This is a genomic window from Synechococcus sp. 63AY4M2 (assembly GCF_002760475.1).
GTDB lineage: Bacteria > Cyanobacteriota > Cyanobacteriia > Thermostichales > Thermostichaceae > Thermostichus.
In genome coordinates this window covers 1,810,210-1,835,101 of sequence record NZ_AXUX01000001.1, presented here as the reverse complement: position 1 = coordinate 1,835,101, position 24,892 = coordinate 1,810,210, and the positions used below count along the sequence as shown (strand labels likewise).

19 protein-coding genes and 2 pseudogenes are annotated in these 24,892 nt (G+C 61.3%); 11 read left to right on the top strand and 10 right to left on the bottom strand.

Going from position 1 to position 24,892, the window contains the following annotated elements:
- The first annotated feature begins 152 nt into the window (after positions 1–152).
- Positions 153–422: a DUF370 domain-containing protein gene (locus tag SYN63AY4M2_RS08170; protein WP_011431477.1), complete on the top strand. Its 270-nt coding sequence runs from the start codon at positions 153–155 to the stop codon at positions 420–422.
- Between the two features lie 94 nt (positions 423–516).
- Positions 517–1,170 carry a guanylate kinase gene (gmk, locus tag SYN63AY4M2_RS08165; RefSeq protein ID WP_011431478.1) on the top strand — a complete coding sequence of 218 codons (654 nt, stop codon included), beginning with the start codon at positions 517–519 and terminating at the stop codon, positions 1,168–1,170.
- Positions 1,171–1,453: 283 nt separating this feature from the next.
- Here gmk and SYN63AY4M2_RS08160 read toward each other — a convergent pair.
- Positions 1,454–1,585: pseudogene (locus SYN63AY4M2_RS08160) on the bottom strand (IS200/IS605 family transposase); the annotation flags it as partial.
- 291 nt (positions 1,586–1,876) lie between these two features.
- On the opposite strand from SYN63AY4M2_RS08160, the gene SYN63AY4M2_RS14170 reads away from it, so the two are divergent.
- The 3 genes from SYN63AY4M2_RS14170 to lgt all read left to right on the top strand — a co-directional run bounded on the left by SYN63AY4M2_RS14170 (position 1,877) and on the right by lgt (position 4,877).
- Complete coding sequence (locus tag SYN63AY4M2_RS14170) at positions 1,877–2,155, top strand: transposase (protein ID WP_228375531.1); 279 nt, start codon at positions 1,877–1,879, stop codon at positions 2,153–2,155.
- Positions 2,156–2,827: 672 nt separating this feature from the next.
- On the top strand, positions 2,828–3,520 hold the full coding sequence (locus SYN63AY4M2_RS08150) for a response regulator transcription factor (protein WP_011431479.1): 693 nt from the start codon (positions 2,828–2,830) through the stop codon (positions 3,518–3,520).
- 217 nt (positions 3,521–3,737) lie between these two features.
- Positions 3,738–4,877, top strand: coding sequence for a prolipoprotein diacylglyceryl transferase (gene lgt / locus SYN63AY4M2_RS08145; protein WP_011431480.1), 1,140 nt, complete (start codon positions 3,738–3,740; stop codon positions 4,875–4,877).
- A gap of 42 nt (positions 4,878–4,919) precedes the next feature.
- On the opposite strand, the gene SYN63AY4M2_RS08140 is transcribed toward lgt, so the two are convergent.
- The 5 genes from SYN63AY4M2_RS08140 to SYN63AY4M2_RS08120 form a co-directional block, all read right to left on the bottom strand.
- Positions 4,920–6,875 (bottom strand): tetratricopeptide repeat protein, encoded by a 1,956-nt coding sequence (locus SYN63AY4M2_RS08140; RefSeq protein WP_099887311.1) that lies wholly within the window; start codon positions 6,873–6,875, stop codon positions 4,920–4,922.
- Positions 6,876–6,877: 2 nt separating this feature from the next.
- Positions 6,878–8,359, bottom strand: a complete 1,482-nt coding sequence (locus tag SYN63AY4M2_RS08135; RefSeq protein ID WP_099812722.1) for a site-2 protease family protein — start codon at positions 8,357–8,359, stop codon at positions 6,878–6,880.
- A 46-nt stretch (positions 8,360–8,405) separates the two neighbouring features.
- Positions 8,406–9,497 carry a magnesium-protoporphyrin IX monomethyl ester (oxidative) cyclase gene (gene acsF, locus SYN63AY4M2_RS08130; RefSeq protein WP_011431482.1) on the bottom strand — a complete coding sequence of 364 codons (1,092 nt, stop codon included), beginning with the start codon at positions 9,495–9,497 and terminating at the stop codon, positions 8,406–8,408.
- Positions 9,498–9,596: 99 nt separating this feature from the next.
- Entirely contained in the window at positions 9,597–14,204 is a 4,608-nt protein-coding gene (gene gltB, locus SYN63AY4M2_RS08125) for a glutamate synthase large subunit (protein WP_011431483.1), read from the bottom strand.
- A 288-nt stretch (positions 14,205–14,492) separates the two neighbouring features.
- Entirely contained in the window at positions 14,493–15,497 is a 1,005-nt protein-coding gene (locus SYN63AY4M2_RS08120) for a hypothetical protein (protein ID WP_240527795.1), read from the bottom strand.
- A 67-nt stretch (positions 15,498–15,564) separates the two neighbouring features.
- Between SYN63AY4M2_RS08120 and SYN63AY4M2_RS08115 the strand changes: the two genes are divergently transcribed.
- The 3 genes from SYN63AY4M2_RS08115 to SYN63AY4M2_RS08105 all read left to right on the top strand — a co-directional run bounded on the left by SYN63AY4M2_RS08115 (position 15,565) and on the right by SYN63AY4M2_RS08105 (position 17,874).
- The gene (locus tag SYN63AY4M2_RS08115; protein ID WP_011431486.1) at positions 15,565–15,762 is read left to right on the top strand and encodes a hypothetical protein; all 198 of its coding nucleotides are present in this window, start codon (positions 15,565–15,567) and stop codon (positions 15,760–15,762) included.
- Between the two features lie 80 nt (positions 15,763–15,842).
- The gene (locus SYN63AY4M2_RS08110; RefSeq protein WP_099812721.1) at positions 15,843–16,856 is read left to right on the top strand and encodes an ATP-binding cassette domain-containing protein; all 1,014 of its coding nucleotides are present in this window, start codon (positions 15,843–15,845) and stop codon (positions 16,854–16,856) included.
- 163 nt (positions 16,857–17,019) lie between these two features.
- A complete protein-coding gene (locus SYN63AY4M2_RS08105) occupies positions 17,020–17,874 on the top strand; it encodes an ABC transporter permease (protein ID WP_011431489.1) in 855 nt (284 codons plus the stop codon).
- Between the two features lie 23 nt (positions 17,875–17,897).
- On the opposite strand, the gene SYN63AY4M2_RS08100 is transcribed toward SYN63AY4M2_RS08105, so the two are convergent.
- Complete coding sequence (locus SYN63AY4M2_RS08100) at positions 17,898–18,113, bottom strand: hypothetical protein (RefSeq protein ID WP_011431490.1); 216 nt, start codon at positions 18,111–18,113, stop codon at positions 17,898–17,900.
- 118 nt (positions 18,114–18,231) lie between these two features.
- Between SYN63AY4M2_RS08100 and SYN63AY4M2_RS08095 the strand changes: the two genes are divergently transcribed.
- Positions 18,232–18,876 (top strand): methyltransferase domain-containing protein, encoded by a 645-nt coding sequence (locus tag SYN63AY4M2_RS08095; RefSeq protein ID WP_099813303.1) that lies wholly within the window; start codon positions 18,232–18,234, stop codon positions 18,874–18,876.
- Between the two features lie 182 nt (positions 18,877–19,058).
- On the opposite strand, the gene SYN63AY4M2_RS08090 is transcribed toward SYN63AY4M2_RS08095, so the two are convergent.
- Both SYN63AY4M2_RS08090 and gltX read right to left on the bottom strand, forming a co-directional pair.
- Positions 19,059–22,196, bottom strand: a complete 3,138-nt coding sequence (locus tag SYN63AY4M2_RS08090; RefSeq protein ID WP_143596985.1) for a GAF domain-containing protein — start codon at positions 22,194–22,196, stop codon at positions 19,059–19,061.
- A 40-nt stretch (positions 22,197–22,236) separates the two neighbouring features.
- A complete protein-coding gene (gene gltX, locus SYN63AY4M2_RS08085; protein WP_011431493.1) occupies positions 22,237–23,676 on the bottom strand; it encodes a glutamate--tRNA ligase in 1,440 nt (479 codons plus the stop codon).
- A 226-nt stretch (positions 23,677–23,902) separates the two neighbouring features.
- Here gltX and SYN63AY4M2_RS08080 point away from each other — a divergent pair, with 226 nt between their 5' ends.
- Together SYN63AY4M2_RS08080 and SYN63AY4M2_RS08075 are read left to right on the top strand one after the other, a co-directional pair.
- Entirely contained in the window at positions 23,903–24,253 is a 351-nt protein-coding gene (locus SYN63AY4M2_RS08080) for a hypothetical protein (protein WP_011431494.1), read from the top strand.
- Between the two features lie 112 nt (positions 24,254–24,365).
- A complete protein-coding gene (locus tag SYN63AY4M2_RS08075; protein WP_083759181.1) occupies positions 24,366–24,590 on the top strand; it encodes a DUF2555 domain-containing protein in 225 nt (74 codons plus the stop codon).
- Between the two features lie 46 nt (positions 24,591–24,636).
- Here SYN63AY4M2_RS08075 and SYN63AY4M2_RS13945 read toward each other — a convergent pair.
- A pseudogene (locus tag SYN63AY4M2_RS13945) lies at positions 24,637–24,892 on the bottom strand (hypothetical protein); the annotation flags it as partial.

Below are 24,892 nucleotides of genomic sequence, written 5' to 3'. Positions count from 1 at the left end.
GGCAGATACCTTGAGCTTGCAGAAGATAGTCAGGACTTGGGTCATGCTGGTTATATTAGGCGCTATCGCTCCCCACCGTATAGACGGTGGGGTGTCCCGCGCATTCAGATGAAGGCTGCTGGCCGGACAGGCGCTAGATTGGCTGATTAACCATGGATACTCGCCTAATCAACATCGGCTTTGGCAATATCGTCGCCGCCGGGCGCGTTATCGCCATTGTCAGTCCTGAGTCAGCTCCCATCAAACGCATCATTAGCGACGCCCGCGAAAGAGGCCAGTTGGTGGACGCGACCTACGGTCGCCGCACCCGCGCCGTAATCATCACCGATTCCGGGCACGTCATCCTCTCGGCCATTCAGCCGGAAACCGTTGCCAACCGCTTCCTTACTGCCAAAGTCGGTGCGCCGGAGGAACCTGAGTAAGGGCCTCACAAGCAGCCTGCGAGGCCGAGAGTGAGATATCCTAAAACAAACCAAACCAGCCAACTGTCCAGCCGTCCTTTGTCGCTCTCCGCCTATGGCAGTTTCTTCCACTACGCTCTCCTCGCCAACTCCCCCTGAGTGCCTGCAGCAACAGGAAGCCCCTCGGCCTCCTGCCACTCGCGGTCGCCTGGTGGTTTTGACAGGGCCCAGTGGGGTGGGCAAAGGCACTCTGGTCAGCCAATTGCGCCAGCGCCACCCTGAGCTGTACTTTTCTGTCTCGGTAACCACCCGCCCCCCCCGCCCTGGGGAACAGGAAGGCGTCAACTACTACTTCCGCACTCGCGAGGAGTTCCTCAACCTGATTGAAGCCGATGAGTTGTTGGAATGGGCCCAGTACGCAGGTAACTTTTACGGCACTCCCCGCGAGATCGTGTTCCAAAAACTCAGCCAGGGTCAGGATGTGCTTCTGGAAATTGAACTGGCCGGGGCCCGCCAGGTGAGACAACAGTGTCCCGATGCCATTCGCATCTTCCTGTCTCCTCCCTCGCTAGAAGAGCTCGAACGCCGCATTCGCGAACGCGGACAAGACTCTGAAGCCAGCATCCAACGCCGTCTGCAACAGGCTCGCAAAGAATTGGATGCCAAAGACGAATTCGACTACGTGATCGTCAACGACAATCTAGAGCAGGCTCTACAGGAGCTGGAAGCCTTGCTTTATCCTCCCTCTCCAGGGAAGGGGCAATCCTAGGAGCTCTGCGACTCTACGCGCTTTTTTCCGAGAGCTCGCGTCTTTTTCTTAACTAAAAAACGGCGACACAAGCCTCGGCATCCACGCCAAGTGCTTTTTGACACTCCCCCGACTCAAGTCGGGGAATTCTCACGCAGTCCACAACCGGAATCGCGAAGGCGCTGTCAAGACGCCCCTACACACAAAGGGATAGCTTGGTAGCCCCGCACTTGAGTGCGGGGCGGAAAAGCCCGCTAGCCACTTTAGTCGCTTACCCATGATGGGGGTCGTTGATATAGTTTCATAGCTCAAACAACCTCTTCCTGACTTCTCCTACCAAGACCTTTTTCCTTCTCTTTGGCCAAAAAATGAGATGAACAACCGCTAGCCCCACACCATGGTTGTAGTGATTGTACCGTTGACTTTCCTCTCGCATTATCGCTTGCCCATGTCAGACTGCGGTTGTCATGCCGCTTGCCAACAATGATGGAGTGCGGCTGTCAGCAGGTTCGAGTCAGGAACAGGGAGCTAGTCCCCCTACTAGAGTACTTGTGTCAACAGTCTAATAAGGTGTACAACTGTGCTTTGTACTATGCGAGACAAGTCTATTTCAAAACGAAGCGATGGGCAAGCTATGGTGCGCTTTGCGCTGAGATGGTGAGAACCCAAAACAAGCACTTCATCGCAATGTATGTCTCCGCCGCACAACAGACCTGTAAGTCTGTAGCTGGAGTGGGTCTATGCCAAGCCTGCTCAGCCCAAATCGCTGGATCCGAGAAAAGCTCTAGCAATTGACCACGGAGTCAACAACTGGCTTACGTGCGTTAGCAACTTAGGACATAGCTTCATCATTGGTGGCCGCAAAGTCAAGTCCTTTAACCAGGGGTACAACAAGGAGCTGGCTAGGCTCAAGACTCACAAGCTGCGGGGGTTTTGGTTGCAAAAGCTTCGTCGAATTACGGAAACCGGAGAATGCAATCCACAAAGCTGTGGGCAAGGTCATTGACTTCTGTTTGCACCACTCAATTGGGAGAATAGTCTTTGGTTGGAACAAAGAATGCGGTTTAGGGAAGGTCAATAACCAAAACTTTGTTTTCATTCCAACAGGTCGGTTCAAGGAGCGTATTGCGCAATTATGTCAGCATTATGGCATGGAGTTTATTGAGGTAGAGGAGGCGTACAGCTCGCAGGCAAGCTTCCTAGATGGAGATGAGCTACCTAATTATGGTGAAAAACCCGACGGGTGGAGACCCTCTGGGCTGAGGCGAATGCTGCCGCCAACCTGCTTAAGAAAGTCAGCAGAACCTTGGGGCTTTGCCTTCAGGAACTGTCTAGAGGCGCTTTGACAACGCCGTTACGGGTTCTTTTGTGGACTGCGTAAGAATCCCCCGCCTTTAGGCGGTGGGAGTGTCAAATATACCTACTTTTCGAGGCAAGGCAGCAATCTCTCTGGACGCTTTCCAGGTCTAAGTAGGGGAGTATCTTTAGTCATTTAGACAGGCCAAAACCCTTATAGGAACTCAGGTACGGCCTGTTAAAGAATTAAAGGGCACAGTAGCAACACCTAGCAAACCAACTTCGGAAGCAGGATGGATTGATTAGTACCGCCAGTTCCCACGGCTAGGGTATGCTGGTGAGCAGTGAGCAAGTTTCCTGCCTTTTCTTTTGAGGAGAGAATATGCCAGAACCGGAATCCTCCTCAGCCCACATTCTGGTGATCGAAGATGAGGCCAAACTGGCCCGTTTCCTGGAAACCGAGCTGGCCTATAGGGGATATCGGGTGAGTGTGGTCGGCGATGGCACGGTGGCCTTGGCGGCAGCCCGCGACCAGAACCCCGATTTGGTGCTGCTGGACTGGATGTTGCCCGGGATCTCGGGGTTGGAAGTTTGTCGGCAGTTGCGCTTGACGGGCAACCGCGTGCCCGTGGTGCTGATGACTGCCAGCGACGAGGTGGCAGATCGGGTGGCAGGTCTGGATGCTGGGGCAGATGACTATGTGGTCAAACCCTTTAGCCTTCAGGAGTTGCTGGCGCGGATACGGATCTATCTGCAGCCCCCCAAGGGATCTGGCGACAGCCGGTTGGTGTTTATGGATCTGACGCTGGATCCGGTGACACGCCAGGCAAGCCGGGGAGAGCGACAGGTGGAGCTGACGGCCAAGGAATACGACTTGTTGCGCTACCTGATGGAACACCCCCGCCAGGTGCTCACACGCCAACAAATTTTGGAGCATGTGTGGGGCTATGACTTTACAGGCGATTCCAACATCATCGAGGTCTATATTCGCTACTTGCGTCTTAAGATCGAAGGCCCAGGGGAGAAGCGCCTGATCCAGACGGTGCGCGGGGTAGGCTACGTGTTGCGCGAATAGGAGGCCGACATCCCCCAGAAGAATGGCCTGGGCAGCCTGGGGGGATCGCTGCTGCGGCAAGATTGGGGAGAATGGATCCCTATCGAGGCGCGGGAACGGCTGCTCAAAACTGGAGAAAAGAACCCGGAGAGGATTTCGTCCTGCTAGCAGGTGAGGTTGATGGAAGCCGACTGCTGGAAATGAATGGGGGGATTTTGGGGTGCAGAGGGTGTTGTCGATGAATCTAGGGAGTGCAGGGCTGCTGGGCCTTACCTTCAGCTCACCGGGAGAATTTGTCTTCCGCTTTCCCCCCGAAACCCCTCTCGTAGGTGGGCTGGGGCTGCGCTGGTACGGCCTGCTGATGGCCATTGCCGTGTTGCTGGGGCTGCTCTTGACCAAAGCCTTGGCGGAGGCCCGCCACCTGGAGAAGGAGCCAGGCGAGGCCAGCGAACGGGTCGAGATCCTGGCCCTGTGGCTAGTGGTATCGGGATTTCTGGGCGCCCGCCTCTACTACGTCCTCACCCACTGGTCAGAGTTCCAAGACAACCCCCTCCTGGCCTTTGCCATCTGGCGGGGAGGCATCATCATCCACGGTGGGATCTTGGCTGGTGCACTTGCCCTCTACCTTTACTGCCGCGCCACCGGGATCAACGGCTGGAAGTACGCCGATGTGATCACGCCGGGGCTAATCTTGGGCCAGGCCATTGGGCGCTGGGGCAATTTTTTCAACTCTGAGGCCTATGGAGCCCCCATTCCCCCAGACAGCAGTTGGCCCTTGCGGGTATATATCCCCCCCCAAGCCCGCGAGCCTGACTACAGCCAGTTTGAGTTTTTCCACCCCATCTTTTTCTACGAAAGCCTGCTCAACCTGCTTCTGTTTGCTCTCTTGATGGGGATGTTCTGGCGCTTCCCCAAGCTCAAAGATGGCACCTGGGTCTGGACCTATGTGGTCGGCTATAGCTTGATCCGCATCCCTTACGAAATTTTGCGCGTCTCGGCGGTGGCCTATCTGCCGGGAACTTCCATCAAGGCCGCCTACGTGGCCAGCGCCGTAGGCCTGGTGCTGGGGATCGGCATGCTGGTCTATATGTACCGGCTGCGCTTCGACCCCGATTTGGAGCAGTTGACAGCTTGGCTGGCCCAACAGGCAGGGCTAGAACAGGAGACGGCTGCTGAGCTGGTGCAGCGGGCCTGGGCCATCCAGCAAAAGCACCGCCGCGCTGACTTGCTGGATCGCGTCACCCTGGCCATGCCCCACTTTCCCAGCGCCCTTGCCCCCCATCTCTCTTTGGGCCAACGGGAGCTGCTGCTGCGGCAATTGTTCTGCCGCTTGGAAGGTCGGGATCCCGCTGGAGAAGGGCTTCCCCAGCCAAGTTAGCGCCAGAGCTATCGGGCCGGACTAGGCCACCCAAACTAACCTTCAGGTCTTCAGACTTTGCAGCCACGCTTCTAGGGCGCGGATGGGAGCGGGATCCCGGTAGAGGCGCTCTTGGCGGGCTTTTACCCGCTGCCCTATTTCCTCACGCCAGCGGTCATCCAGGCCCAGCCGCACGGCAATCTGGATGTACTCCTCTAGGCTAGAGGCGATGGTCTCGTAGATCCCCATCTGCCGCAGGATGGCGTAGGTGTGGCGGCCCCGCATCAGGGATCCCGGCAGCGTGACGATGGGCAGGCCATGGGGCAGGGCTTCCAGGGTGGTGTTGCCGCCGGACCAGCCGATGCTATCCAGGTAAACATCCCCCAGGGCGTTGTAGGCGGCATATTGGGCAGGCGAGAGCTCCGGCAACAGCAGCACATGGTCTTCAGCGGCCAGGCCGTAGGCTTGAAAGGCCCGCTGCAGCCGTTGCCAAAAGCGCTGGCGGATCCCTTGGGAGAGGCGGCCTCGCAAAAACAGGAATTGACACCGCCCCACTTCCCGAGCAATGCGGGGGAACACCTCGTCGTACTGCGGCAAGTACTTGAACAGAGATTGGGCGCAGAGGTAGAGCACCCTGTCGGGATCCACCCCCCAGGCTAGCCAGTCCACAGGGGCGGGGTCAATGTCCAGAGGGATGTAGTAGGTGCCGATGCCGGGCAGGGGCAGGAGCTGCTCGGTGTAGTGGCCGGCCCCGTCCGGCGGCTCCATCAGCTCGCTGCTGAGGAAAACATCCATTGTTGGCAGGCCAGAGGTTTGCGGATGTCCCCAGGCCATGGCCTGCACAGGGGCCAAACGCAGGGCGGCCAACTGGGCACAGACCGGGTCGATGCCCACCTCCGGGTAGAGGAGCACGTCCAGTTGCGCCTCCCGAAGGGTTGCCTGCCACTCCGCCAGGCTGCGGGATCCGGCCACAGACTGCTCAAAACGAGGGGGCAGGGAGCGCGTGATCTCGTCTTGGACGGCCGAGGTGTGGAAGCCGTAGAGGGCCACTTGGGAGCGATCCAGAGCTTCTACCCAGCCGCCGGTCAAGATCTTCCACACCGAATGATCCCGGAACAGGCCGGAGACGATGCCCACCCGCAGCCGGCCAGGACCTCGCCGCAGGACAACAGGGGGCTGGGGGTAGCGGGCCGCCATCACCTCCCCCACCAGGGATCCGTACAGGTGCTGCAGCTCGCGGTCGTTCTGGCCCTGGTAGGGCAGAAAGAAGGGTTGGACGGAGCCGACGCCGGCGGCAGCGCGCTCTAAAGCAGCGGGATCCCGCGGCAGTTGGGCCCAGCGGGCCTTGACCTGTTCCAGCGCTTGGCGGTAGCGCTGGCGGGCGCTTGCAATTTGCTCAGGGGTGTCGTAGAGCAAAGGCAACTGGCTGAGGCACCAGCCCAGGGCCGCGGCCAAATCGGCGGGATCGGCCTGCCAGAGGCGGTAGAACAGCTCCGCTGCTTCCGCCTCCCGGCCACAATCGCGCAGCAGGATGGCCAGCGTGTAGGCGGCATCGGCAAAGTCCGGCTGCAACTCCAGAGCCTGCTTCAGGGGTACCAGGGCCGCCTCCAACTCCCCCTGTTGCCGCAGCACCAGCCCCAACTGGTACAGAACTTCCGGATCCGGCCCCCCCTGCTCCAGAGCCTGTTGGAGGTGAGCTTTTGCCTCCTCCAGGCAGCCTACCTGCTTGAGGACAATTGCCAGATTGTAGTGGGCGTCGGGAAACCACGGCTGCTGGGCCAAGGCCTGCTGCATCAGGGCAATGGCTTCTTCCAGGGATCCCTGCTGCTGCCGGCAGATCCCCAAGAGGTGCAGCGCCTCCGGGTGGGCGGGCTGGGCTTGCAACACCTGTTGGTAGAGGGAGATGGCCTCCGGCAGTTGCCCCGCCTGGTGATGGTGGACAGCCTGAACCAGCAGGCGCTGCAGGTGCTGTTCCTGGTTCTCTCGGCTGGGGCCAAAGCCCTTTCCCGGCGGCGACATCTTTAGCCGTTGGGAAAATTCAAAAAGCCTGCCAAGGCCGGGGCAATCGGCAGCAGGGTCATCACCATCAAAAAGAGGGCCAGCAACGCCAAGGCATCCCGTTGGCCGTCGGTCTCGGTAATCTCATCCTGCGGGGGACGCTCCGGCTCGCGGGCAATAAAGAGAATCAGCAGCGCCCAGTAGAGGGCCAAGACGTTGCTGATGGCCGCCACCGCCAGGGCAATCAGGGTAATCACCGTGGCGCGGGCCGCCGTCTTCCGCCCGTACACCGCCTGCACAATGCGACCCCCGTCCAACTGCCCCGCCGGCAGCAAGCTCAAGGCGGTGATGGCCAGGCCAATCCAGCCCACCGCCACGAAGGGGTGAATGGGCACCAGCTCCGCCTGCAACTGGGATCCCAGCACCAGCCGCGCCAGCGTGCCCACCAGGATGGAGCTGCGAAAGATCTCCGTGGGCACGTACAGCCCCCCGGAGCCAGACAGCCTTAGGCCGACCAGCAGCACCACCAAGGAAAGGAGGCCGCCCGCCGCCGGGCCGGCAAAGGCGATGTCGAACAGGGCCTTGCGGTTGGGCACCGGCGACTGGATGCGGTTTAGGGATCCCAGCGTGCCAATGCCCAAGCTGGGGATAACAAAGGCAGGGCTGAGGCGCACCCCGTACTTGCCCGCCATCCAGCGGTGTCCGGTCTCGTGCACCAGCAAGATGGCGAAGATCCCGGCCGCCACCGGCAGGGCCTCCACCCAACGCCCCGGCGCCTCCAACAGCCGGAAGCCGAACAGGTTGGCCCCCACCTCCAAAGTGGCCAGAAAGCTAGCCAGCATTAGGCCTGCTGCCAGAATCTGGGCTCCCCTCGAGGTGCGGTAGTTAACAATCTCATCTGGCAAGACCACCACCGCCGGCTTTTCTGAGGCATCTTCCACCAAAAACAGTTGGTAGCGGCTGCCCAGCCGCTCCCTTAGCCTTTCCTGCAGCAGCGGCACCACCCCCTCCGCCTCCCGCCGTAGGTTGCCCTTGAAGATCGCCCCCTCCCCATAGGGGATGGTCTCAGTCACAAAAAAGGTGTCCAGGCTGAAGATGGACTGAATGGCCTGCAAATCTTCCGCAGAGATGCCCCGCAAGACCAAAGGCTGCTCGGCAGGCGTCTCCCCAGCCCCTTCCGAGGGGATTTCCTGCCGCTCCTCCATCTGGGCCAACTGCTGCCGCCGCGCCTGCAGCTCCTGCTGGGCCAACTGACGGGTTTTGCGCCCCACGGCAATGTAGAGCCCCGTGAACACCAGCAACAGCAGCAGGAAGCCGGCGAAGTTGAGGTAGATCCCCAGCAACAGCAGCCCCAGAAAGACCACCCACGGCAAAAGGAGCAGGGATCCCTGTAACCACACCCAGACGGCCAGGGATCCCCGCCGGCGGGCTCGCCAGAAGCCCCAACCCAAAAACGCCAGCGTTCCCAACAAAAAGAGGGGCGTAATCTCGGCGGCGATGTTCATGGCTAACCCACGAGGCTTACCAATAGGGAGCTGGAGTCAAAACGGCTCAAGCGGAAACAGCCGTTCCTTCAAACCGAGGCTCCGGCTGCTCCCACAAGTAAAAGCCAGCTTTGCGCGGTTTGAGCAGGAACAGCCGCAGGAACTGGTAGGCGTTGTTGAGGTAAAGAGGCAGCTTGCGCAGGCTCTTGAAGGGCCCAGCTCCGCGGGCAATCTCCCTCAACTTGGCGTTGTTGGCCACGCACTTCTGCAGCCGGCGCACAAACTCGGGGTTCTCCACATCCAGCACCACCGGGAAGACCTTGGCCGCCTCGCGGTTGGTCTTGTAGATCACCTCCATGTCGTAGGTGTGCGGATCCAGGCCCAGGAGGCGGTAGAAACCTGGGCGCTCGCCCACGTCGTTGAGGTACATGGTGGCAAACACCGACAGCAGGAAGAAGCGACACCACAGCTCCGCCACCCACCCCTCGAGCAGCCGCGGCTGGCTCAGGAGCATGAGGGCAAAGAAATCGCCGTGGCGGTTCTCGTCCTGGCACCAGTTCTTGAAGAAGTTGAAGATTGGGTAAACGCGGTTTTCGGGGTGAGCCTCCAGGTGGCGGTAGATGAGAATGTAGCGCCAGTAGCCGATCTTTTCGGAGAGATAGGTGGCGTAGAAGATAAAGCGGGGCGCAAAGTAAGTGTAGGACTTGTGCTTGGTCAAAAAGCCCAAGTCAAAGGCCATGTTGAAATCGCCCATGGCGCGGTTGAGGAAGCCGGCATGGCGAGCTTCATCGCGGCTCATCAGGGCAAAGCACTCAGCCAAGACCGGGTTGGTCTCCTTCAGCCTGCGGGATAGCTCCTTGTAGAGGAGGAAGCCGGAGAACTCCGCCGTGCAGGAGCGCTCCAAAAACTCCACAAACAGCCGCCGCGCCTCCGGATCGAGCCGGCTTTCCCAATCTTGGTTGAACTCCTCGCCGCGGACGAAGTGGTGGCGGTTGTAGTCGGCGCGAAACTCCTCCAAGATGGCCCGGAAGTCGGCCTCTCGATCGCCTAACCCCATCTTGCCGATGGCCTCGAAGTCGGTAGTGTAGAAGCGCGGCGTCAGGATGGTCTCGGTGGGCACTCGCGCCTGGGTTTGGGCAGCTCGCAAAGTGGAACTCATAGGGGTTACAGGATGAAAAGGCCAGTATACTCTCGCAGTTTACCAGCCCTTGTGGCCGGCGGGGGGATAAGAAGTGTTACCGACAGGCCCCACAACCCCCTACGACTGCACCGCCGCCGGCTGGGATCGCGCCGGATCCGTCAGCTCACTCCCCTCCTCCGAAGGAGGGATCACCTGCCAAAACAGAGGCAGGTAGCGCTCCCAGTTCTGCAGGATGCGCTCGGCTTTGGGGGAATGGGTGCGGCGGTAGTGCTCTTGGATCAGGCCCTTCAGTTGCGCTTCCGCCGCCGCCGTCTGTATCCGCTGGATGCGCACGATCTCGCCGTTGACCTTGGCGGGGAAGTTGCCCTCTTCATCGAGCACGTAGGCCAGGCCGCCGGTCATGCCCGCCCCCAGGTTGCGGCCCACCCGCCCCAGCACCACCACCACACCGCCGGTCATGTACTCGCAGCAGTGGTCGCCGGATCCCTCGATCACCGCCTGGGCGCCGGAGTTGCGCACGGCAAAGCGCTCCCCCGCCTGGCCGTTGGCAAACAGGGATCCGCCCGTGGCCCCGTACAGACAGGTGTTGCCCAGGATTACATTTTCCGCCGGATCCCGCGGGGCTTCTGGGGGAGCCAGAATGACAATTTCACCGCCGCACATGCTCTTGCCCACGTAGTCGTTGGCTTCTCCCGTCAGGGTCAGGCGCATGCCCGCCAGGGTAAAGGCCCCAAAGCTCTGGCCGGCTGTGCCCACAAAGCGCAGATCCAACAGCCCCCCTTGTCGGACAAAGCCGGTATCCCCATACAGCCGAGCCAGGGTGCCGGCAATGCGCCCGCCCACGCAGCGGTCGGTGTTGGCGATGGGCAGCTCCAGCATGGCCGCGCCGCAGGTCTCGATGGCCTTTTGCACCTCGGGCCGGGCCAAGATGGCGTCATCCAGCACCGGGCCATTGGAGTGCACCGGCTCGTGCTCCAGCCACTCTGGGCGCTTGTGGGGATCAAAGCCCGGCGGAGTTCGCAGCAGACACTCCAAATTCAAGGACTGGGTTTTCGCCAAAGCCACATCGGCGCGGGGGCAGAGCAGATCCACCCGCCCAATGACCTCCTCCAGGGAGCGGTAGCCCAGCCGGGCCAGGATCTGGCGCACTTCCTCGGCCACAAAGGCGAAGAAGGTCACCACCTGGTCCGGAGTGCCAGGGAAGCGCTTGCGCAGCTCTTCCTTTTGGCTGGTCACCCCCACCGGGCAGTTGTTGGTGTGGCACACCCGCGCCATGATGCACCCCTCGGCAATCATGGCTACTGTCCCGAAGCCGAACTCCTCTGCCCCCAGCATGGCCGCCATCACCACTTCCCAGCCGGTGCGAATGCCGCCGTCCACCCGCAGAATTACCCGCTGCCGCAGGCCGTTTTCCAAGAGAGCATGATGCACCTCCACCAGGCCCAGCTCCCAGGGTGCCCCCGCATGTTTGATGGAGCTCAGGGGAGAGGCCCCTGTGCCCCCCTCGTGGCCGGAGATCTGGATGATGTCGGCATTGGCCTTGGCCACTCCCGCCGCCACGGTGCCGATGCCCACCTCCGCCACCAGCTTCACCGACACCTGCGCCTGCGGGTTAACCTGGTGCAAATCGAAGATCAACTGCGCCAGATCCTCAATCGAGTAGATGTCGTGGTGGGGCGGCGGCGAGATCAGGGTCACCCCCGGCTTGGAGCGGCGCAGCTTGGCGATGTAGGGGCTGACCTTTTTGCCGGGCAGTTGTCCGCCTTCGCCCGGCTTGGCCCCCTGGGCAATTTTGATCTCGATTTGCCGCGCGTTGAGCAGGTACTCCGGCGTCACGCCAAAGCGGCCCGAAGCCACCTGCTTCACCGCCGAGCTGGCGTTGTCCCCCATGCGCAGGCCCTTAAGGTGAGGAAAGCGCGCCGAGGTCCCCTCGGGTGTTACATCGGTGATGGGGATGTAGCGCTCCGGATCTTCCCCGCCTTCGCCGGAGTTGGACTTGCCGCCGATGCGGTTCATGGCAATGGCCAGGGTCTCGTGGGCCTCGCGGCTGAGGGCCCCCAGCGACATTCCCCCCGTGGCAAAGCGCTTGAAGATCTCGGTGGCCGGCTCCACCTCCTCCAGGGGAATGGGATCCCGGTCGCTGCGAAAGTCCAGCAGATCCCGCAAGGCTGTGGGGGTGCGGCCCCGCAGATAGGTCCGGTAGATCTCGTAGTGGTCGGGCTGGCCTGAGGCAATGGCCTTGTGGAGCAGCTTGGCCATCTCCGGGCTGTTGATGTGGTATTCCCCCTTGGGCCGCGCTTGGATGAAGCCAAAGTTCTCCAGCTTTTTCGAGGTGAGCTGGGGGAAGGCTCGCTGGTGATTGGCCATGCCCTCGCGGGCCAGATCCGCCAGCGTCATCCCCCCCACCCGCGACACCGTGCCGCGGAAGGCCAGATCGATCACCTCTTGGCTGAGGCCGATGGCCTCGAAGATCTGGGCCCCGTGGTAGCTGGAGAGGAGGGAAATGCCCATCTTGGAGAGGATCTTGAGCAAGCCCGCCTCGATAGCTGCCCGGTACTTCAGTTGAGCTTCGGCCAGAGAGAGCTGGGGCAGCTTGCCGGCGGCCATTTGGGTTTGCGTCTTGGGCTTGTGCCACCACTGGCGCACCGCCTCATAGGCCAGGTAGGGACAGACGGCGCTGGCCCCGTAGCCAATTAGACAGGCAAAGTGGTGGGTACTCCAGCACTGGGCTGTCTCCACCACCAGGGAAGCGCGCAGGCGCAGCCCCTCCTGGATGAGGTGATGGTGGATGGCCCCCACGGCCAGCAGAGGCGGGATCAAGGCCTGCTCGGCGCTCAGGCCGCGATCCGAGAGGATTAAGATCTCTGCTCCCTCCCGCACCGCTTGCGCCGCCTCTTGACAGAGGGCTTGCACCTGGGCGGCCAGCCCTGCTGGCCCAGCGGCCACCGGGTAGAGGATCGGCAGCGTGCGGCAGGGAAAAGGCGTCTGCTGCAGGGCGGCCAGCTCCGCCTCGTTGAGCACCGGGCTGCGCAAGTGCAGCAGACGGGCATGCTCTGGGCGAATCTCCAGCAGGTTGCCTTTGGATCCCAGGTACACCTCCAAAGACATCACCAGGCTCTCCCGCAGGGGATCAATAGCCGGGTTGGTTACCTGGGCAAAGCGCTGCTTGAAGTAGTCGTAAAGGGGGTGGGGCTGGGTGGAGAGCACTGCCAGCGGCGCGTCGTCCCCCATGCTGAAAACCGGCTCTTTGCCTGTGGCGGCCATTTCCTCGATGATCATCTCCACATCTTCCGAGGAGTAGCCGCAGGCAGTTTGCAGTTGGAGCAGCTGCTCTTCGGTAAGCTGCGGGGCGTTCTCAAAGTCTTGGCTAGCCAGCTGAACGCGGTGAGCCCTTAACCACTCCCCATAGGGGTGCTGAGCTGCCACCTGGGTCTTGATCTCCCAGTTTTTGTAAAGCTGGCCACTTTGCAGATCCACCGTCAGCATCTGCCCTGGCCCCAGCCGCCCCTTTTCCAGGATCTCGGCTTCCGGCAGCGGAACCACCCCGGCCTCTGAAGCCACCACCAGCAACCCATCGCGGCTGAGGGCATAGCGGGCCGGGCGCAAGCCGTTGCGATCCAGGGTGGCGCCAATGGTTTTGCCGTCGCAGAAGACCACCATAGCCGGCCCGTCCCACGCTTCCTGCAGGCCGGCGAAGAACTCGTAGAAGTCCACCACTTCCGGGCGATCTTGCAGCTCCGGCTGGTGGCGGTAGGCCTCCGGGATCAGCGCCATCATCGCCTGCTGGCTGGAGTAGCCCGACGCGATCAAGAGCTCAAAGACCGCGTCCAGGCCCGCTGAGTCGCTGCTGCCGGGATCGATGACGGGTTTGAGCTCCTCGATGGCCTCGCCCCAGAGGGGATGGGCCAGGGTGGGCTCGCGGGCAGCCATCCAGTTGACGTTGCCGAGATACGTGTTGATCTCGCCGTTGTGGCAGAGGTAGCGGAAGGGCTGGGCCAGCGACCAGCGGGGCAAGGTGTTGGTGCTGAAGCGGCGGTGATAGGTGGCGTAGGCGGTGGTGTAGAGGGGGTTGTGCAGATCGCGGTAAAACTGGCCCAGCACCGCCGATTGCACCATGCCTTTGTAGACAATCAGCCGGCAGGAGAGAGAAGCAAAATAGATGGAATAAAAGCCAAACCGGCTTTCCACCTGCCGCCGCAGACGCCGCCGCAGCAGATAGAGCTGCCGCTCCAGCTCATCTCCCGCCAGCCTGGGATGGGTGAGAAGCATCTGCCAGATAGAAGGCAGGGTTTGCCGCGCCATCGGCCCCAGGCACTCCGGATTGACCGGCACCTGGCGCCAGAGGGGCCGCCCCCACTCGCTGGTGGCCAAGTAGTCGTCGATAAGCTGGCGTACCGCCTGGCACTCGGCGGGAGCCTGAGGCAAAAACACCATGCCCACCGCGCTGCGGCCGGGATCCCAAGCCCGGATCTCGTCCCTCTCTGCCTGCAGCAGTTGCCAGGGAATGGCTGTGGCAATGCCGGCCCCATCGCCGCTTTGGTTGTCGCCGCCGCAGCCGCCGCGGTGCTCCATGCAGGCGAGAGCTTGGAGGGTTTTTTGCAGCAGCTCGTGGCTGGCTCTCCCCTGGCGATCCACCAAAAACCCAACGCCACAGGCATCCCGCTCTTGAAAGTGCCAGCTTTCCTGCAGGATGGGAACCGAGACCTGGGAGCGATGGGGATTCATGGGGAAAAACGGCTTGGAATGAATCACGCTTTAGAGTTGGGAAACTAGCATATCGCAATCCAATCCGGCAGGAAAAGGGGTCAGCCCCAAGTCAAGCTGGATTTTGCCGATAGGACAATCGGATAAGCGAAGAAAGCCAAAAAAGGCTCGCTACGAACAGATTTTTCCAGTTTTTCTGCCAGCTTCTTCGGCAGACTTTGGACGATCTGGGACAACCAGAGGGTATGCCTCAGCTGGCGCTGGCTTCGCTTGCCGCCAACCGGCCATGTGGAGAACTGCCATTAACTGTTATCTGAAGAAGTCGGAAAATGTATTTCGCAGATCGGAGAGCCGGTCGTTGAAGCAGGTGAGCCGGTCATCGGTGGAGCTCACCAGGGTTAAATCTGCCCTGCCGGTTGCGCCCTCGGATCCCAAGAGGGGGACGCTCATGCGGCTGGGATCCGCAGGATTCTGGGAGACGCGGATGACAGCTTGCTGGCGGTTGAACTGATAGGCCTCGGCCACGTAGCGGATGGGCTCGCTCAAATTGGGATCCACCGGCAAGCTGGGGGCCGGCAAAAGATCCACCAGCTCGGTAAAGGTGCCGCTCCGCAGGCCCACCACGGCAGCAGCCCCCAACTGGTTGCAGATGGCGATGAGCACCGGCTCTTGGGCGCTGGCGCTGACGTTGGCCAAGGTGACGGTGACGGTGGCCCGGCTGGGCGCTGGGGGATAGGTGATCTCAAAGGTGCGGGCAGAGGCGTTGCCCAGCTCGTCGCGGATGCGAAAGCGAAGCTGCCCCCTGTAGGGCAGGATGGAAGAAAAGTAGAAGCCGAAGCGGTCACTGGGGCCACGTCCAGGGATGTTGGCCTGGCCAGGGACGTAGGCGAGGACGGCCCGGCTTTGCCAGTTGTTGGGGGGCGCGTAGGGCAGCAAGGGGCCGCTGTCAAGGCTGGGGGGATCCTGGGGAGGTGGATCCGGCTGGCCATCCCTGTTTAGATCCAGGCCATTGCCCAAAAAGGCCACTGAGCGCTGGAGCAGGATGGGACGGTTTTGGGTATCGACTAGAGGAGGTCGCCCTTCCGCCAGCCCCGCATTCTCCACATAGACGTTGAAGGGGCGATTCAAGATCTGGTTGTCCCGCTGCCGCCGCACGTTGAACTGCAAGTAGGGCCCCACCGCGCCCGCTGTCGGGGATCCCCCTGTAATTTCAAAGTCGTCGGCCCGCAGAAAGGCATTTTCCAGCGGGCTAAGCGGCGTTGTCGCCTCGCCACAGCCGACCAGGCCGAGCGCCAAGATCGCCCCAGCTGCCAAAGATCCCAGTCTAGGTTTGACGAGATTTGGGATAAGAGATTGAACAGGGGAAGTCGGGCCCGCACAGGTGGGATGCGCAGGCCGGCAGGCAAGCTTTGGCTTCACCATTCATCTTCTCCCCACAACAGAGATTGGCGACCGGGCTGAGCGGGAAATCGGCGAAAATCCACCTGCAGCCCCCCAGCGTCGCCTGAACCACTATATCCTGAGCTTCGGTTTGGATCCCACCATCCCTATGGGGTTGGGAGCCATGAGTCGGCGATAGGGAGGGAGGAATTGAGGGAATCGCTACTCCTTTCTCCTGAGCCGGCTTGATAGCTTAGAGGGAGCGAAAGGTGGATGCCCATGTCAGATACCCCTGCAGTCTTGGTAGAACAACTCCAGAAGCGCTACGGCTCCACAGTGGCCGTGGCCGATGTCTCCTTCCAAGTAGAGCCCGGCCAGATCTACGGCATTCTCGGCCCCAACGGCGCCGGCAAAACCACCACCCTGCACTGCCTGTGCACCCTGCTGCGCCCCGACGCAGGCCGGATCGAGGTGTGCGGGATCCCCGTCAACGAAAATCCCAAGGCAGTACGCGAAAAGCTGGGCTTTGTTGCCCAGGAGGTGGCTTTGGATAAGGTGCTGACGGGGCGAGAATTGTTGCAGTTGCAGGCCGATCTCTACCACCTGCCGCGGCCCTTGGCCCAAGAGCGGATTGCCACCGTCCTCGAATTACTGGGGCTGGCCGACCGGGCCGACCAACGCATCGGCACCTACTCCGGCGGCTTGCGCAAACGCCTCGATCTGGCGGCAGGACTGCTGCACCAGCCCCAGGTGTTGGTTTTGGACGAGCCCACGGTGGGCCTAGACGTTCCCAGCCGGCAGGCCATCTGGGACTTCCTGCGCCAGCTCAAGAACACCGGCGTTACAGTGGTGCTCAGCAGCCATTACCTGGAGGAGATCGACCTATTGGCCGACCGGGTGGCCATCATCGACCGCGGCAAGGTGATTGCCGAAGGCACCCCAGAAGAGCTAAAAGCCCGCGTCGGCGGCGAGCGCATCACCGTCAAGCTGCAGGAGTTTGCGCCGCCAGAACTGGCCCAACGGGGGGCCGAACTGCTGGGATCCCTGCCCTTTGTCCAAAAAGTGGTGATCAACAGCGCCCAGGGCAACGCCCTCAACCTGGTGGTGCAGCGCAACGGGGAGGATCCCCTCAGCCAGATCCGCGCCCACCTCGAGGCCCATGGGCTGGAGGTGTTTAGCAGCAGCCAATCTCGCCCCAGCTTGGATGACGTGTATTTGGCGGCAACCGGGCAAACCCTCCTGGATGCGGAGCTGGCTGCCGCCGAAGCCAACCTGGGCAAAAAGAAAAAGTAACTTCATTTTCAAGAGCAATGCAACGGTTCCCCACGTCGATCCCTAACTCCCCAATTGAGCCATACTGATTACAAGCTGATATGTACAAAGTTCCATTGATATTGATTGATCGATTGAAGATTGCATTGATGATTATTGATCGCAACATTGCAGGAGCCTTGGTATGACCTCTGCCGCTTCCCCCATCCAATCCAACCCGATTCCTCTATTTACAGCCGACTTTTGGCAGGAGACCTTTGCCCTCGCCCGCCGCTTGTTTATCCAATTGCAGCGTCGCCCCGCCACCCTGCTGGTCGGCATCATCCAGCCGCTGCTCTGGCTGATTTTGTTCGGGGCCTTGTTCCAGAATGCCCCTGCCGGCATTTTCGGGGCCGGACAAAACTACACCCAGTTTTTGGGGGCAGGCGTGATCGTGTTTACGGCCTTTGGCGGGGCCTTGAACGCCGGTGTGCCGGTGATTTTCGACCGGGAGTTCGGATTTTTAAACCGATTGCTGGTGGCTCCCCTCACCTCTCGCTTTTCCATTGTGCTGGCCTCTAGCCTGTTCATCGTCAGCTTGGCGCTGCTGCAGACGGCGGTGATCGTGGGGGCAGACTACGTCCTCGGCGGCGGGATCCCGGACGGGCCGGGCTTGGCGGTGGTGGCGTTGATCGTGGGCCTGTTGGTCTTGGGTTTCACCGCCCTGAGCTTGGGCCTGGCCTTTGCCATGCCGGGGCACCAGCAGTTGCTGGCCTTTATCTTTTTGGTGAATCTGCCGCTGATCTTTTCCAGCACCGCTTTGGCTCCCCTCAGCTTTATGCCCACCTGGCTTCGCTGGGTGGCCAGCCTCAACCCGCTCACCTTTGCCATCGAGCCGATTCGCCACGTCTATCGCAGCAGCACCTGGAGCTTTGCCGATGTGGTGCTGCAGGCCCCCTGGGGCGAACTCACCCTGGCGGGATCCCTGGGGCTCTTGACAGGGTTTGTGGTGGTGTCAGTGCTGCTGGTGCAGGGGGTGCTGCGCAAGAGTTTGGCCTGAGCATTTTGCCCAGGCTGTGCCCCTCAAAGCCACTGGCGGGAGACGGACTTCTCTAGCTCTGCCTGCGCTTGCTGCACCAGGGCCAGAGGGCTGTCCTTTGCTGGCGAGAGATGTAGAGGAGGGGTGAGGCTGCGGGCCTGCAGGGCCATGTGGAGCTGCAGTTCGGTTACATAGTCGCGCAGGTCAAAGCCAGCGGCAGAAGAGGAGCGAGCTGTAGCGGAAGCGTAAGAGGCAGACATCACGGCAAGAAGTCCCTCGGAAAATGGCCACCGTCGCCCTGCTACGCTATCACGCCTGCTCCCCTCGAGGGAGTTCCAGAATGTTAGCTTTGATTAAGCTTTGCAACAGATTTTGGCCATGGCGGTTCTTGAAGATTGGCAGCGCTCCAAGTTGGATCCCAGCGACGATGCCCTCTTTTACGACTATCCCCGCTTCGTAACCCATGTGGATGCCGGCTTCATCGGCCAGCTCACCGATCTCTACCGCGAGTATTTGCGGCCTCAGAGCCGCATTCTCGATCTAATGAGCAGTTGGGTTTCCCACCTGCCGCCGGAGATGAACTTTGCCCATGTGGAAGGGCATGGGATGAATGCTCAGGAACTGGCCGCCAACCCCCGGCTTGACCATTTCTTCGTCCAGAACCTCAACCAAAACCCGCTTCTGCCCTTCCCGGACTGCACTTTTGATGCAGCGCTGAACGCGGTTTCGGTGCAATACCTGCAGCAGCCGGAGCAGGTGTTTGCCGAGGTGCATCGCATCCTCAAGCCCCAGGGCCTTTTCATTGTCAGCTTCTCCAATCGCATGTTTTTCCAGAAGGCCATCCAGGCCTGGCGGGATGGCTCGGAAGCAGAGCGGGTGGAGCTGGTCAAGCGCTATTTTGAGTCGGTGCCGGGATTCGAGATCGTCGAGGTGATCCAGCGGCCTGCTCCCCTGGGTTGGCTTGCCCTTTTGGCTGGCGGGGATCCCTTTTACGCTGTGGTCGGTCGGCGAACCGAGGCATGAGGCCATCCATCTTGCGCGTGGCGCCCTTGCATTTCTGGACTCCAACCGGCATGCCGCTGCGGTTCCCCGGCCTTGAGGGGCGGGTTGCTCCCTGCCGAACGACGGGGGCAAAGGCGACGAGACTGGATCCCTGAGGCAAACTGCCATCCCGAGGAGGTTCTGCGGGGGTTCTCCGGGCAAGCTTAGGAAGGGGGGGGCAAAGGGATCTGCAGCTCCACCACTGTGCCGCTACCCAAGCGGCGGTTGCGCCAGGTGATGGTTGCCCCGATTAGCTCGGCTCGGTAGCGCATGTTGAGCAATCCATGGCCGTGGCCAGGTTTCTGATCGGGATCGATCCCACCGTTGAACTCCGGCATGCCACGGCCATCGTCGATGATCTTCAGCTCCAGGTGGGTGTAAGGGGCTTCGGGATTGACAGAAGGCTCCTCTGCGCCGCTACCGGCTTGAACCTTGGGCTGAATGGTGATGTCGATGCGCCGTGCCCCTGCGTGTTTGACGATGTTGTTCAGCGCCTCCTGCACGATCCGAAAGATGTTGCTTTGGCAGGCAGGGCTGAGACGGGAGAGCAGGCCATCGGCGCGGTTGTCGAAGCGGGTGAGAAGCGGGTGAGGAGAACGCTGGGCCGCCCGTTCCAGAAGGCTGCGCAGAGCCGGGCCCAGGTTAAAAGCCCGCATGGCCAGCGGCTGCAGATCCTCGACGATCCCCCGCAACTCGGCCATGGTCTCCTGCAGTTGGACGCTCATGACGCGTAGCTGAGCCTGGCCGGCAGGGCTGAGGGTCGGATCGCCGGCGAGCTCCTGAATCTGACGAGACAGAGCTCCCAGATCCGCTAGGGTCTGATCGTGCAGATCGGCGGCCAGGCGACGACTTTCCGCCTCTCGCCCCTCGGTCAGCCCTTGCAAGGCTGCTGCCGTCGCCTCTTGACGGCGAACCTGCTCGTAGAAGGAGGCCCGCTGCAGCGCCACTGCCGCAATGTCCGCCAGCGCTTCCACCAAGTCCCTATCTGCAGGGGCAAATCCGGCGGCTTCGGGGGCAGTATCGGCAGTTGGAGGCTTCCGGCCTGCCGTCGCCAGGGGCGGAATGGAGGCGCAGAGCACACCCGCAATCTGGTTGGCATCGGTAACCAGAGGTACACACAGTAGGGAGCGGATGCCCTTCTGCAACAGCGTCTGGCGGGTGGGAAGGGGCAGCGGAAAGGTTTGGACATCGGGGATCAGCAGCGTGTCCAGATGGGTGTAGCAACTTACCCAAATGAGCTGGCTCAGCTCAGGGGTCAACGTCTGCCCCACCTGGGAAGGGATCCCCGGCTGACGGCGGTATTCCTGAAGAATGGCGAGGGGTTCTGGAGCCGCTGCAGGCTGTTGGGCGCTCGGCCCATAGCCGCTCCGCGGCGCCACAAAAGTACAGCGATCGACCTGCAAAACTTCCGCCATGCCCTCGAGGGCAATCTCTACCACTTGGTGGGGATCATAGGTGCCGCTGAGGCGCTGGGCGACCTGGCGCAACAAGCTTTCCCGCTGGGCCGAGATGCGGGTTTGCTCGTAAAGTTGCGCCTGTTGGAGGGCGATCCCCGCCTGCTCGGCCACGGCTTCCGCCAACTCCAGATCCTCCGGCTGCCAGGGGGATCCGCCGTGAGGGTAGCGCAGCAGGGCAATACCCCCCAACACTTCCTGTTGTCGCTGCGGCTGGTCAGAGGCAAACAAAGGCACCCACAACAGCCCGCTTCCCTGCCGCTGCGGCTTCAAGTCATCCGGCACCACCACCGGCTCCTTCAAGGTGGTCAGCAGGCTGGCTGCCAAGCGCAACTTGGCCTGAACCGTTTCCGACAATTCCGGCGGGATCCCCGGCTCCGGCCAGGGCTTCTGGAGGGATCCCGTCAGCGGGGCATCCAGCAAGGGCTCCGTCCCGCTCACGCGCACGGCAGGGGTGAGCTCCGGCGCATAGATGCCCACAGGATGCAGCATCTCCTGTTCCGGCTGCCAAAGGGCCAAGATACACACATCCGCCTGAAAAGCCGCACCAATCTGCTGGGTAATCGCGTGGAAGAGAGTGGTGGGCTCCAGGCTGGAGCGAATTGCCGCTGTGATCGAGTGCAACAGCGCCAGCCGTTCCGCCTGCCGATGGGCCCGCTCAAACAGGCTGGAACGAGTTAGGGCAATCGCCAGTTGGTAGGCCACCGAGCGCAACAGGTCAATCTCCTCCGGCTGCCAGGGGTGGGGTGTAGTTAGGTATACCCCCAGCAGCCCGATCATCCCCCCTGGCGCAGCAGCCAAGTCGGATCGGCCCGTCTGCGGATCCCTGCCGCCGGCTTCCCCCAGCCCGGCTCCTGCTGAGCCCACCGCTTGCAACGGGATCAGCACCGCCGAGCGAGCCTGTAGCGCCTGGAAAGCGGCCAGTCCCTGCGGCGGCAACAGATGTTCCTGAGCCGGCTGCATATGCAGGGCTATTTGCACCACCTGCCCCTCCTGCAACCGCTCGCACAGCGAGCCAAAGTCTTGGATCCGGTACACCTGCCCCAGGGACGGGGCCAGCCCAGGGCTTAGGGCCTCGTGGGTGACCTGAACCGTCTCCTGATCCGGGTTGATACTGTAAAAACAACAGCGGCTCAGCCCCTTCACCCCTTTCGAGAGAAAGGCGTGCTGCAGCTCCTTCAGGGCAGTGCTGACGATTTGATCCCACTGCAGAAAGCGGTGGACAGTGCTGGTGATGCGGTTGAGCAACGCCTCCCGCACCGCCTGTCGGCGGCTGCGCTCCAGCAGCTTGGCATTGATAATGGCGCTGGCCGTATAGGAACAAAGAAACTTCACTACTTCTACAAAGCTGGCCTCCAAGGGTGTCCGGCTCAGCAGAGCCAAAGCGCCCAGCCGCTCCTCCCCGCGGTTAATTGGGTAGGCGACAAAGCCCCGCAGGCCATTGGCCCTCACCCACTCCGGGGCAGGCATCCAGACCTCTTGATCCGGGTTGTTGCTCAAGAGGGGCAACCCTTGCTGGACCACACGCCCCATAGGGCTGTCATCGGGGTAGATTCGCTCAATTTGGGCGTGGGCAGGGCTGAGCAGGCCAGCATGGGCCACCGACCGAAAGCAACCCTCTTGCGGGTCGAAAAACCAGAGGCGAGCGGAGGCCACGCCCAGGCGGCTCACCATCTGGTGCACTAGGGTTTGAGCCAACTTGAGCAGGCCTTGCTCCCACACCTCCGGCTCCGCCGCTTCTGAAGCCTCTTGCGAAGAGAGCAGCACCAGTTCCTGAACGATTTGGTTGGCAGCCTGAAGCTGGATCAAGAAAGTGGAATCCGGATCGACAAAAGCCTGCAAAGGCATAGCAGCAAGCAATAGAAAAGTCAACTCCAACAGCCTGAACTCAGGCAACCACCTTCTGCACCGCCTCCAGCCGCCCCAAAGCCCAGCCCCGCCGCTGCAACAGCGCAAAAGAGGCCATCAAATCCGGCCCCTGCAGATCCCCTGTCAGGGCGGCCCGCAAGCTTTTCAGCAGCAGGCCCTTTTTCATCCCCTGGCTTTTGGCCACCTCTTCCACCAGCGGTTTTAGGCTGTCCGCGGAAACTGGCTGGGGCAACTCAGCAGCAGCCAACGTGGTGGCCATGGCGGCCATCGCTTCCGCCACCCCCGGCAGGCGCAACTGTTCCAGAGCCGGCAACGAGTAGCTGAGGGGCTCTTGAAACAAAAAGCGGCTCAGGGGAGGAGCCTCCGTCAGGCGGTCGATGCCCTCGGCGATTAGGCAGGCCACCTCTTCCAGCCAAGTGGGATCCGGCACGGATCCCAGGTCAAACCCCGCCGCCTGCCAAAAGGGTGTCAGCCGCTCCACCAATTCTGCCGGGGAGAGCTGCTTGATGTACTGGCTGTTGATCCAGTTGAGCTTGTTCCAATCAAAACGAGCGGCAGCCCGGTTGACCCGGTCGAAGTCAAACATCGTAGCCGCCTTTTCCAACGAGAAGATCTCTTCCCCATCGGGAGGCGACCAACTGAGCAAAGCCAAGTAATTCTTGAGAGCTTCCGGCAAGAAGCCCATCTGCTGAAACTCCGCCACCGAGGTCGCCCCATCCCGCTTGGAGAGCTTCTTCCCTTCTGGATTCAGGATCAGGGGAGAATGGGCAAACTGCGGCGGTTCATGACCCAGAGCGCGGTAGAGCAAGATCTGCTTAGGCGTGTTGCCGATATGGTCTTCGCCACGGATGACATGGGTGATGCCCATGTCGATGTCGTCCACCACCACTGCCAGGTTGTAGAGAGGGTAGCCATCCGCCCGCGCGATCACCATGTCTCCCCCCAAATCCTGGGTGTTCCAGGTAATGGGGCCGCGGATAAGATCCACCCACGACACCTCCAGGGGCTCCTCGATCTTGAAACGGATCACCGGCTGCCGACCCTCGGCTTCATAGGCCCGTCGCTGCTCCTCAGTGAGAAAGCGGTGGCGGTTATCGTAGCGGGGAGCCTTGCCGGCGGCCTTCTGCGCAGCGCGCATTGCTTCTAGCTCCACCTCGCTGACATAGCAGCGGTAAGCCAGCCCCTGGTCCAAAAGCTGCTGCACCACCGCTTGGTAGCGCGCGATGCGGTTGGACTGGTAGATGGGCCCCTCATCCCAATCCAGTCCCAGCCAGGCTAGCCCTGCTAAGATGTTGCGGGTGTAGCGGGGGGAAGAGCGCTCGCGGTCGGTGTCTTCGATGCGCAAAATGAACTGGCCACCGTGGCGGCGAGCGTAGAGCCAGTTAAACACCGCCGTCCGGGCGGTGCCGATGTGCAAGTTGCCAGTTGGGCTAGGGGCAAGGCGAACGCGAACACTCACAGGCAACGGTTCTCAAACAGTGCATCCCGATCCTAGTCGGCAGGGGGATCCCGTGTCATGTTGGGGGCTGCAACCGTTGTCAACCGAAGTCTTTCGGGTAGAATCCGCCTTAGCTGCCGGTCAAGAGGTAGGCTCCCCGGGGGTCAAGGTTGGTGGGCAACGCCCAGCTTCTGCTTTTTCCGGTGTTGAGGAACGAACTACAGTAGCGTAGGAGGAACTACAGCACATGCGTCTAACCCTGGCGATTGTTCTGGGCTGTCTAGCCGCCGGGATCCCGGCGGGGGCTGTTTTTGCCCAAATTGCCTATCCTTCTTACCCGGTGGGGGATGCCCTGGATGCGATCCTGCTGGATAGGGGCAGAGATGCGGATCCGGTGGTTTTCCCTGAAGAGGTAGTGCGCTCCCAGGCCCGGCGAACCACCGCCTTCTTCACCACTTTGCTGAACCAGCGCACCAACATCCCGCCCTTGCGCTCGCTGGATTTGCCCAGCCCCTACCAAGCCTCGGTCCGCACCCAGGCTGGCTATTACCGCGTTACCCAGACAGAGCCTGTTTTGGACGCCGAGCTCCTCCGCTAGGCAAGGCAGATACCCAGCCTGCATTGTGTAGAACCTCTACAAATTCGTGGTTTCGGCCAGGGGGCGTCGGGCCGAGAGGCTAAGATCGGCTTGTAGCGTGTTCAGGCTGCCTATGTCTGCCCGATCCAAAGTAGAAGCCCTCCCCAAGGGCATGGATCCCCGCCAGTTCACTGCAGCCGATGTGGCGGCCATTGCGGAGCGTCTGGAGCGCAACGAGTACCCCAACGTGTTCGACTGCCTGGAGGATTGGCACACCCTGCGGGCCATTGCCTTTTACTCTCCCGAGCTGGTGGCTCCTTATGCCCATCTGTTGGAGTGGGAAGTGGATGAAGACTAGAGCTGTCCTTGTAGCTCTGAGCTTTGCTTAGAAGGGATCCCCCTCCTCAACCAGAAGGGGGAGAAGAGCTTCCATCTAGCCCCTGTCTGCGAATAAGATAGCGCACTTCTTCGAGGAGAACGTTAAACCTCTGGTCATTCTCGATCTGACGCTGGTTGATGGCCTGGATAGCGCGTTCGTGCTCTTGTTGCAATGCAGTGAGAGTGATGAGAGCTTGAGTTACTTCCTCGGCCCATTCGGCCAAGTGTGCTAAGTCCGAGCGGGTCTCACGGACAACTTCCTGTAAGTCTCTCAAGCCTTGC

What these genes read in the sequence shown, in the direction of transcription:
- SYN63AY4M2_RS08170 (WP_011431477.1), top strand. Translation starts at nt 153, where the DNA reads ATGGATACTCGCCTAATCAACATCGGCTTTGGCAATATCGTCGCCGCC.
- gmk (WP_011431478.1), top strand. Translation starts at nt 517, where the DNA reads ATGGCAGTTTCTTCCACTACGCTCTCCTCGCCAACTCCCCCTGAGTGC.
- SYN63AY4M2_RS08150 (WP_011431479.1), top strand. Translation starts at nt 2,828, where the DNA reads ATGCCAGAACCGGAATCCTCCTCAGCCCACATTCTGGTGATCGAAGAT.
- lgt (WP_011431480.1), top strand. Translation starts at nt 3,738, where the DNA reads ATGAATCTAGGGAGTGCAGGGCTGCTGGGCCTTACCTTCAGCTCACCG.
- SYN63AY4M2_RS08140 (WP_099887311.1), bottom strand. Translation starts at nt 6,875, where the DNA reads ATGTCGCCGCCGGGAAAGGGCTTTGGCCCCAGCCGAGAGAACCAGGAA.
- SYN63AY4M2_RS08135 (WP_099812722.1), bottom strand. Translation starts at nt 8,359, where the DNA reads ATGAACATCGCCGCCGAGATTACGCCCCTCTTTTTGTTGGGAACGCTG.
- acsF (WP_011431482.1), bottom strand. Translation starts at nt 9,497, where the DNA reads ATGAGTTCCACTTTGCGAGCTGCCCAAACCCAGGCGCGAGTGCCCACC.
- gltB (WP_011431483.1), bottom strand. Translation starts at nt 14,204, where the DNA reads ATGAATCCCCATCGCTCCCAGGTCTCGGTTCCCATCCTGCAGGAAAGC.
- SYN63AY4M2_RS08110 (WP_099812721.1), top strand. Translation starts at nt 15,843, where the DNA reads ATGTCAGATACCCCTGCAGTCTTGGTAGAACAACTCCAGAAGCGCTAC.
- SYN63AY4M2_RS08105 (WP_011431489.1), top strand. Translation starts at nt 17,020, where the DNA reads ATGACCTCTGCCGCTTCCCCCATCCAATCCAACCCGATTCCTCTATTT.
- SYN63AY4M2_RS08100 (WP_011431490.1), bottom strand. Translation starts at nt 18,113, where the DNA reads ATGTCTGCCTCTTACGCTTCCGCTACAGCTCGCTCCTCTTCTGCCGCT.
- SYN63AY4M2_RS08095 (WP_099813303.1), top strand. Translation starts at nt 18,232, where the DNA reads ATGGCGGTTCTTGAAGATTGGCAGCGCTCCAAGTTGGATCCCAGCGAC.
- SYN63AY4M2_RS08090 (WP_143596985.1), bottom strand. Translation starts at nt 22,196, where the DNA reads ATGCCTTTGCAGGCTTTTGTCGATCCGGATTCCACTTTCTTGATCCAG.
- SYN63AY4M2_RS08080 (WP_011431494.1), top strand. Translation starts at nt 23,903, where the DNA reads ATGCGTCTAACCCTGGCGATTGTTCTGGGCTGTCTAGCCGCCGGGATC.
- SYN63AY4M2_RS08075 (WP_083759181.1), top strand. Translation starts at nt 24,366, where the DNA reads ATGTCTGCCCGATCCAAAGTAGAAGCCCTCCCCAAGGGCATGGATCCC.